Here is an 8,616-nt window from a genome sequence, read left to right as displayed (position 1 = left end):
ATGCACCTGGCAATCGCGTCCGGCGACAGGTTGATGTTGATGCCCAGCGACTCGATGACGTCGGCGCTGCCCGACTTGCTGCTGACGCTGCGCCCGCCGTGCTTGCTGACCTTGGCACCCGCCGCCGCGGCCACAAACATGGCGCAAGTCGAAATGTTGAAGGTGTGCGAGCCGTCGCCGCCCGTGCCGACGATATCGACCAGGTGGGTTTTGTCGGCCACATGGACCTTGGTCGAAAACTCGCGCATCACCTGCGCGGCCGCGGTTATCTCGCCGATGGTTTCCTTCTTGACGCGCAGCCCGGTGATCAGCGCGGCCATCATCACGGGCGACATCTCGCCGCTCATGATCATCCGCATGAGGTGCAGCATCTCGTCGTGAAATATCTCGCGGTGCTCGATGGTGCGCTGCAGGGCTTGCTGCGGGGTGATTTTGTGGCTGTTGGGCATGGGCGTCTTTGGGATATGTTTTTTCTGAATGGCAACAGGCCTTCAGGCCTTGAAAAATTGACGAATCGCGACTGCAGCCTGGTCAATGCCGGCCTCGTCCACATCCAAGTGCGTGACAAAGCGCAGCCGATACAGGCCGGTGGCCTGGATGCCGTGGTCGGCCAGATGGCCCAGCAGACCCGCCGACCGCGCTTTGGCCGCGCCGCTCAGGTCCGCAAACACGATGTTGGTCTGGGGCGCCTCGACCTGCAAGCCTTCAATTTCCGTCAGCCCGTCTGCCAGCCGCCGGGCCAGGGCATGGTCCTGCGCCAGCCGCTCGACGTGGTGGTCCAGCGCATGCGAGGCCGCCGCCGCCAGCATGCCGGCCTGGCGCATGCCGCCGCCGGCCATCTTGCGGATGCGGTGGGCGCGTGCAATGAAGCCCTGCGAGCCGCACAGCGCCGAGCCAATCGGCGCGCCGAGGCCTTTGCTGAAGCAGACCGAGACGCTGTCAAAGCACTGGGCGATGCGGCGTGCTTCTGTCCTGGCGTCGCTGCCCGTTTGCGCCGCCTGCGCCACAGCCGCATTGAACAGGCGCGCGCCGTCCAGATGCCGGCTCAGGCCCCTGGCTGCCGCCAATTGCGTGGCCTGCTGCAGATAGCCAAACGGCAGCAGTTTGCCGCCCAGCGTATTTTCAAGCGCCAGCAAACGGCTGCGGGCGAAATGCGCATCGTCGGGCTTGATCGCCGCTTCAATGTCAGCGAGGGCCAGCGTGCCGTCGGCCTGATGACTCAAGGGCTGCGGCTGCACGCTGCCCAGCACCGCCGCGCCGCCGCCTTCCCAGCGGTAGCAGTGCGCCATCTGGCCGACAAGGTATTCGTCGCCGCGCTGGCAATGCGCCAGGATGGCGCAGAGGTTGCTCTGCGTGCCGGTGGGCATGAACAGCGCGGCTTCGAAGCCGAGCATAGCGGCGATCTTTTCCTGCAGCGCATTGACGCTGGGGTCGTCGCCAAACACGTCGTCGCCCAGCGGGGCCGCCAGCATGACCGCGCGCATGGCGGCGGTCGGCTGGGTCACCGTGTCGCTTCGCAGATCAACAGTTTTATGAATCATTTAAGCCTCCAGCCCAATCAATTCGGACATTTGCAGCTATTGAATACATAGCAAATTCACGCCTGCTGCGTCAGGAAGTTTTTCAGCATCGCGTGGCCGTGCTCGGTCAGTATCGACTCGGGGTGAAATTGCACACCCTGAATCGGCAGCTCTTTGTGGCGCACGCCCATGATCTCGCCGTCGTCGGTCCAGGCCGTGACGGCCAGCACCTCGGGGCAGGATGCGCGTTCAATCGCCAGCGAGTGGTAGCGGTTGACGGTGAATTGCCGGGGCAAATCGGCAAACACGCCTTGCTGCGTGGTGGTGATCACGCTGGTCTTGCCGTGCATGAGCTGCTGCGCCCGCACGATGGTGCCGCCGAACGCCGCGCCTATGGCCTGGTGGCCCAGGCAGACACCCAGAATCGGCAGCTTGCCGGCAAAGTGCTGGATCGCCGCCACCGAAATACCGGCCTCGGCGGGCGAGCACGGGCCGGGCGACACCACCAGCCGGTCAGGCGCGCGCGCGGCAATCTCGGCCAGCGTGATCTCGTCGTTGCGGAACACCTCGACCTCGGCCCCCAGCTCGCCAAAGTACTGGACGATGTTGTAGGTAAAGCTGTCGTAGTTGTCGATCATCAAGAGTTTCATGGCTCAGGCCTCCTGGCGCAGGCGTTTGAATTCGCCACGCTCAAATTCAATGAACGCGGCAATCATGGCGCGGTAGGCTGCCTCGATCACGGCGGCGGGCGCGCCCTGGGCGCGGGCCATGGCTTTCACACGATCAACAATGAAGTCGATGCGCGCCTGGTCATGCACCTCATCGGCGCTTTGCTTGATGCGGGCGGCCTGGGCCACGTAGCCGCTGCGCTCGGCCATCAGGGCCACGATGCGCTCGTCCAGCGCGTCAATGTGATGGCGCACGTCCGCCATGGTGCGGCAGGGGTCCACTTTGTGAATCAGCGTCATAGGGTCACTCCAGTCCTTCCTCGACCAGTTCGCTGGCGCGCAGCAAGGCGCGCGCCTTGGCTTCGGTTTCCTTCCATTCCAGTTCGGGCACCGAATCGGCGACCACACCGGCCGCCGCCTGCACATACAGCGTGCCGTCCTTGATGATGCCGGTGCGGATCGCAATCGCCACGTCCATGTCGCCCGCATAGCTGAGGTAGCCGCAGGCACCGCCGTACAGCCCGCGCTTGGTCGGCTCCAGCAGGTCAATCACTTCCATCGCGTGCACCTTGGGCGCGCCGGTCAGCGTACCGGCCGGGAAGGTAGCTTTCAACACGTCCATGCTGGTCATGCCGTCGAGCAAAATTCCTTCGACGTTGCTCACGATGTGCATCACATGGCTGTAGCGCTCGACGGCAAAGGCTTCGGTCACCTTCACCGTGCCGGTCTTGGCGATGCGGCCAATGTCGTTGCGCGCCAGGTCAATCAGCATGACATGTTCGGCGCGCTCCTTGGGGTCGTTGATCAGTTCGTGCTCGGCGGCCTTGTCGGCTTCTGGCGACGAGGCGCGCGGCCGGGTGCCGGCCAGCGGGCGAATCGTGATTTTTTGCCCTTCTTCTACCTGCTCCTGGCGCACCAGAATTTCGGGCGACGCGCCGACCACATGGAAATCGCCAAAATGGTAGTAATACATGTAGGGCGACGGGTTGAGCGAGCGCAGCGCGCGGTACAGGCTCAGCGGCGACTCGGTGTAGCGCTTCTTGATGCGCTGGCCGACCTGCACCTGCATGAAGTCGCCGGCTTCAATCAGCCGCTTGGCGCGCTCCACCGCGGCGATGTAGTCAGCCTTGGCAAAGTCGCGCTCGGCCGGGTAGCCCTGCGACGGCTTGACGCTGGGGGCGCTGACCGAGTACCTGAGCTGCTCCTTGAGTTCGCGCAGGCGTTTCTTGGCGTTGGCATAGGCCTCGGGCTGGGCCGGATCGGCATACACGATCAAGTACAGCTTGCCCGACAGGTTGTCGATCACGGCCAGCTCCTCGCACTGCAGCAGCAGGATATCGGGGCAGCCCAGCGTGTCGGGCGGGCAGCTGCTTTCCAGTTTTTTCTCGATGTAGCGCACCGTGTCATAGCCAAAGTAGCCGGCCAGCCCGCCGCAAAAGCGTGGCAGGCCGGGCCGCAGCGCGACCTTGAAGCGTTTTTGGTAGTCGCTGATGAAATCGAGCGGGTTGAGCCTGGAAGTTTCAACGACGCGCCCGTCGGTTACCACTTCGGTCAGCATGTCAGCCCCAAAGCCGGAGGCGCGCACCAGCGTGCGGGCGGGCAGACCGATGAAGCTGTAGCGGCCAAAGCGCTCGCCACCGACCACGGATTCCAGCAAAAAGCTGAATTTGCCGCCGTCCTTGCTGTGCGCCAGTTTCAGATAGAGGGACAGCGGGGTTTCAAGGTCGGCAAAGGCCTCCGCCATCAGCGGAATGCGGTTGTAGCCTTGCGCCGCCAGACTTTTAAATTCGAGTTCAGAAATCACGATGGGATCCTTCGCTGGCGGACAACGTGTTGAAGACGCCGCCACCTGTCATTCAAAATACCCCGAAGACCGGGGCCGGGATGCTCTTGCGTGGGGCAAGAGCACATCAAAACCGGGATGACGCAGAACCTGCAGCAGGTGCACGGAGCGGCACCTGCGCCAACCCGTGAACGCCTCAGGCGTGCGAGAAAGGACAGGACCGCCAAAGCCAGGCTCCCCGGCCGGCACAACCTGTCTGAACGACGCAATGAATGAACATGGTGCCCAAAGTGTAGCAAAGACCCCGGCCCGCCAGACCCATCCGGGCAAAGTTACAACAACAGCTACCGTACGGGTACTGATGCTGATCTCGCAAACCCTCTTGCGAGCGCTGAGATCGAACCTGCCAATGAAGCCATGAAAAAGACTGTTCGTTCTTTTTCTGTTTTTATTTTGGAGCCTTTTCATGAGTTTGAAAACGCGAGGCGTGGCGGGCCTGGCGCCGAAACGGGTCATGACGCCAGCTTGCTTTCTTCCAATACCCCGCCCCTTGGGACGGGGTTCTTTATTTAACGCTGGCATCCAATTTTCTGTCTGCGTACTTTAAACTTCACGAGTCAATTACGTCCACGAACGCCCCAACCCATATGCTTTTGCGTCTTCGCAACCGTCTGCTCACAGTGCTTTTCGCGCTGGTCAGCCTGTTGTTCATGCAATTTGCGATGGCCAGCCATGTCTGCCCGGGTGTGACGTCAAAAGTCAGTGAAATAGCCGCGATGGCTGATGCGGGCATGCCATGCACGTCGTCCATGGCCCCCACCATGGACGACGTGCAGCCCAGCCTGTGCCATGCGCACTGCAAGGCTGACCCGCAGACCGCCTATAAATCCCAAGTGCCTGGATTGGCAATCCCGGCCGATCTGGCCACCGATTTCCCGCTACCCCGCGTCACTCCCGCACCCTTGGGTGCCCTCCTGCAGGCGCCACTTCTCAGGCGCACCACGGCCCCACCATTGGCCGTGCGCAACTGCTGCTTTCGCATTTAACCTCTCCAGCGTTCTGATTGCGGCCTGAGCGCGCGAGGCGCTCCGGCCGCTTGTCTTGCTGTCTGGAGGTTTTCTGCTTGTCCGATAAGCCAGACCGCACTCGTATTTCATCCTTAGCCTGTTAGGAAATCATATGCAACATCCGTTGCGCGCGTGCGTTTTAGCCATCGCCTTGGCCACTGGCGTGCCTACCCTCGCGCTGTCAGGCGAACCAGCACCGGGAGGCAGCGTGGAAAGCCTTCTTGCGCTTGCCAAAGAGCGTAATCCGGAATACGCAAGCATGCACCATGAGGCGCAAGCCGCCGACGAGCGAATCGCTGCGGCGGGCGCTTTGCCCGACCCCAAGCTGCGTGTGGAGCTCGAAGACATCACCATGGGGGGAGAACAAAACCCGACCTTATTGCCGAACCGGGTCGGCAGTACACGCTATACCTTGATGCAAGACCTGCCATGGTTTGGCAAGCGCGACCTCAAGCGCGACATCGCCGCGCTGGAAGCCGAAGGCGCCAAGGGGCGCGCGCTGGGAACCTGGTCAGACCTGTCGTCACGCATCAAGTCCGGCTACGCGCAGTTTTACTACCTCCACCAGAGCGAACGGCTGACAAAGGAAATCCTGGATCTGATGACACGGCTGGAAAAAATCGCGCAAGTGCGCTATGCCGGCGGCCTGGCTGCGCAGCAGGACGTGATTCGCGCGCAGGTAGAGCAAACCAATCTCAAAAATGAACTCATCGCGCTCGAAAACGAACGCTTCCAGACCCAGGCCCGACTGAATGCACTGGTGGCGCGGCCGGCCAGCGCGCCGCTGGCTGAGCCGGAACGCTTGCGTCCGCTGCCGGCGCCGGTCAAGCTGGACTACGCCGCGCTGGAAGACCGCGTACGCGGACGCAACCCACAATTATTCTCAGAGGATGCGCGCCTGAAGGCGGCCGAGAAAACCCGCGAACTGATTTACAAAAACCGCTATCCGGATTTCACGGTCGGTATTGCGCCGGTCCAGTACAGGAGCGCGATCAAGGAATGGATGCTGATGGTCGAACTCAATATTCCGCTGCAACAGTCATCACGTCGCTCGCAGGAACGGGAAGCGGAAGCCATGCTGTCGGCGGCCCGTGCCCGCAAGGATTCAGCGACCAACCAGGTGTTGTCCGATCTCTCGGAAAACCTTTCCGGCCTTGATGCTGCACGCCGCACCGAAATGGCGATTGCAAACAGCCTGCTGCCGCAAGCCGAAATCACCTTCAAGGCGGCGCTCGCCAGCTATGAAAACGGCAAGGTGGATTTTGCAACCTTGCTGGATGCGCAGCGGCAGATCCGCCAGGCCAAACAGAACCAGATCAAGCTGCAGGCGCAAGGCCAGGCGCGCCTGGCCGACATCGAACGACTTTTGGGAGAAGACCTATGAAACAGGGCACGAACATCGCGATTGGCGGGCTCATTGTGGCCGCACTGGCAGCCGGCGGCGGCTACTGGATGGGCAACCGGGGGGCGGTCGGCGGCCACGGCGATACTGCTGTTGCGACGGCAGGGGAACCTGCGGCTACCAGCGCGAAGAAAGAGCGCAAGCTGCTCTATTACCGCAACCCGATGGGACTGCCCGACAGCTCTCCCGTGCCGAAGAAAGACCCGATGGGCATGGATTACATCCCCGTCTACGAAGGCGAGGCAGACGCCGAGCCGGCCTCGGCCCACCAGATCAGGATCAGCACCGAGAAAATCCAGAAACTTGGCGTGAAGACGGAAGCGGCCAGTTTGAGGGCGCTTGACAAGGTGGTGCGGGCCGCCGGACGGATCGAGGCGGACGAACGACGCGTGTATGCCATCTCGCCCAAGTTTGAAGGCTACCTTGAACGCCTGCATGTCAGCGCGACCGGCCAGTCGGTCGGCAAGGGGCAGGCGCTTTTCGACGTCTACAGTCCGGAACTGGTCTCCGCGCAGCGTGAATACACGATCGCAGCGCAAGGCGTGCAATCCTTGAAGGACGCCGGTAGCGATGCACAGTCCGGGATGAAGCAGCTGGCCGACTCCAGCCTGATGCGATTGAGGAACTGGGACATTTCAGACGAACAGATCAGGGCATTGGCAAAAGCCGGCGAAGCGAAACGCACCATGACTTTCCGCTCCCCGGTGGGCGGCATCGTGACCGAGAAGAAGGCGCTGCAGGGTATGCGCTTCATGCCGGGCGAAACGCTTTATCAGATCACCGATCTGTCATCGGTCTGGGTACTGGCTGATGTCTTTGAGCAGGATATCGGACTGGTCAAGTCGGGGGCCAAGGCCAAGGTGATGATCAATGCCTATTCGGGCAAGGTGTTCGCCGGCGACATTACTTACGTTTACCCGACGCTCAACGCTGAGACGCGCACCGTCCAGGTGCGTATAGAGCTGCCCAACCCCGGCCAGTTGCTCAAGCCCGGCATGTTTGCGCAAGTGGAGCTGACCGTGGCCCCCAGGAGCAATGTCGTGACGGTTCCAGTTTCCGCCGTCATTGATAGCGGCACCCGTCGCATCGTCCTGGTTCATGCCAAAGAAGGCCGTTTTGAGCCGCGGGAAGTCAAGCTTGGCGAGCGTAGCGATAACTATGTTGAAGTGCTGGAAGGTGTCAGGGACGGTGAGCAAGTGGTGGTTGCCGCCAACTTCCTGATTGATGCCGAAAGCAATCTGAAGGCGGCCATCGGTGGTTTTGGAGCACCAGGCACCGGTGGCGCAAAGCCAGCCCAGGAGGAGTCCCCTGCGGCGAAGAACGGCACCACGGGTGCGGGACACAAGGCCGAGGGGACGGTGGACAGCGTCGATGCCGGGACCGGCATGGTCAGCATCAGCCATGGTCCGGTGACGAGCCTGAAATGGCCTGCCATGACGATGGAATTCAAGACCGCCAACGACGCGCTGCTGAGGGCGCTGAAGCCCGGAGCGACTGTTGCATTCGAGTTTGTCGAGCGACAGCCCGGGGAATGGGTCATCACGGGCGTCAAACCCGGCGCGGCCGACAAGGGCAAGGATGGTACGCATGCTGCAAACCGTCCTGCTGGACGCTGACAGGAATCCACCATGATCAACAAGATTATTGATTGGTCGGCCAGGAACATCTTCATGGTCCTGCTGGCCACGCTGTTCATCGTGGTCGCCGGCGTTTACGCGGTCGTGAAAACGCCGATCGACGCGCTGCCCGACCTGTCGGTCGTGCAGGTGATCGTCTATACCGAGTTCCCGGGCCAGGCGCCGCAGGTGGTGGAAGATCAGGTGACCTATCCGCTCACGACCGCCATGCTGTCCGTGCCGAAGTCCAGGGTGGTGCGCGGCTTCTCGTACTTCGGCGCCTCCTTCGTTTACATCATCTTCGAGGATGGCACCGACATTTACTGGGCCCGCTCGCGCGTCCTGGAATATCTCAACTTCGCCTCGGCCCGCATGCCCAAGGGCGTCACGCCGCAGATCGGGCCGGATGCCACCGGGGTCGGCTGGGTCTATCAGTACGTGGTGATCGCCAAGGACAAGACGCTGGCCGAACTGCGCACGCTGCAGGACTGGTATTTGCGCTACCAATTGACCAAGGCGCACGGCGTGGCCGAGGTGGCCTCCATCGGCGGCTTTGTGCA

Annotated in this window: 9 protein-coding genes and 1 pseudogene; 5 read left to right on the top strand and 5 right to left on the bottom strand. The window is 62.0% G+C overall.

The window, feature by feature from the left end:
• The 5 genes and pseudogenes from trpD to trpE form a co-directional block, all read right to left on the bottom strand.
• Nucleotides 1–449 (bottom strand): annotated as a pseudogene (trpD, locus tag Q8K05_RS09455) (anthranilate phosphoribosyltransferase); the annotation flags it as partial.
• Nucleotides 450–491: 42 nt separating this feature from the next.
• Nucleotides 492–1,541, bottom strand: coding sequence for a low-specificity L-threonine aldolase (gene ltaE / locus Q8K05_RS09450; RefSeq protein WP_305246379.1), 1,050 nt, complete (start codon nucleotides 1,539–1,541; stop codon nucleotides 492–494).
• Nucleotides 1,542–1,597: 56 nt separating this feature from the next.
• Entirely contained in the window at nucleotides 1,598–2,170 is a 573-nt protein-coding gene (locus Q8K05_RS09445; RefSeq protein ID WP_305246378.1) for an aminodeoxychorismate/anthranilate synthase component II, read from the bottom strand.
• 3 nt (nucleotides 2,171–2,173) lie between these two features.
• Complete coding sequence (locus Q8K05_RS09440; protein ID WP_305246377.1) at nucleotides 2,174–2,488, bottom strand: chorismate mutase; 315 nt, start codon at nucleotides 2,486–2,488, stop codon at nucleotides 2,174–2,176.
• 4 nt (nucleotides 2,489–2,492) lie between these two features.
• Entirely contained in the window at nucleotides 2,493–3,992 is a 1,500-nt protein-coding gene (gene trpE / locus Q8K05_RS09435; RefSeq protein WP_305246376.1) for an anthranilate synthase component I, read from the bottom strand.
• Nucleotides 3,993–4,388: 396 nt separating this feature from the next.
• On the opposite strand from trpE, the gene Q8K05_RS09430 reads away from it, so the two are divergent.
• The 5 genes from Q8K05_RS09430 to Q8K05_RS09410 all read left to right on the top strand — a co-directional run.
• On the top strand, nucleotides 4,389–4,544 hold the full coding sequence (locus Q8K05_RS09430; RefSeq protein ID WP_305246375.1) for a hypothetical protein: 156 nt from the start codon (nucleotides 4,389–4,391) through the stop codon (nucleotides 4,542–4,544).
• Nucleotides 4,545–4,618: 74 nt separating this feature from the next.
• The gene (locus tag Q8K05_RS09425) at nucleotides 4,619–5,017 is read left to right on the top strand and encodes a hypothetical protein (protein ID WP_305246374.1); all 399 of its coding nucleotides are present in this window, start codon (nucleotides 4,619–4,621) and stop codon (nucleotides 5,015–5,017) included.
• Between the two features lie 229 nt (nucleotides 5,018–5,246).
• Entirely contained in the window at nucleotides 5,247–6,422 is a 1,176-nt protein-coding gene (locus Q8K05_RS09420; protein ID WP_370868813.1) for a TolC family protein, read from the top strand.
• Entirely contained in the window at nucleotides 6,419–8,056 is a 1,638-nt protein-coding gene (locus tag Q8K05_RS09415) for an efflux RND transporter periplasmic adaptor subunit (RefSeq protein ID WP_305246372.1), read from the top strand. The genes Q8K05_RS09420 and Q8K05_RS09415 overlap by 4 nt, the downstream gene beginning before the upstream one ends.
• Before the next feature lie 12 nt (nucleotides 8,057–8,068).
• The coding region (locus tag Q8K05_RS09410) for an efflux RND transporter permease subunit (protein ID WP_305246371.1) at nucleotides 8,069–8,616 on the top strand (548 nt) is incomplete at its 3' end.

The sequence above is a fragment of the Polaromonas sp. genome, assembly GCF_030682935.1.
Taxonomy (GTDB): domain Bacteria; phylum Pseudomonadota; class Gammaproteobacteria; order Burkholderiales; family Burkholderiaceae_C; genus Polaromonas.
Note: the sequence above shows the minus strand (reverse complement) of the source record. Positions and strands in the feature narration are given on the sequence as shown.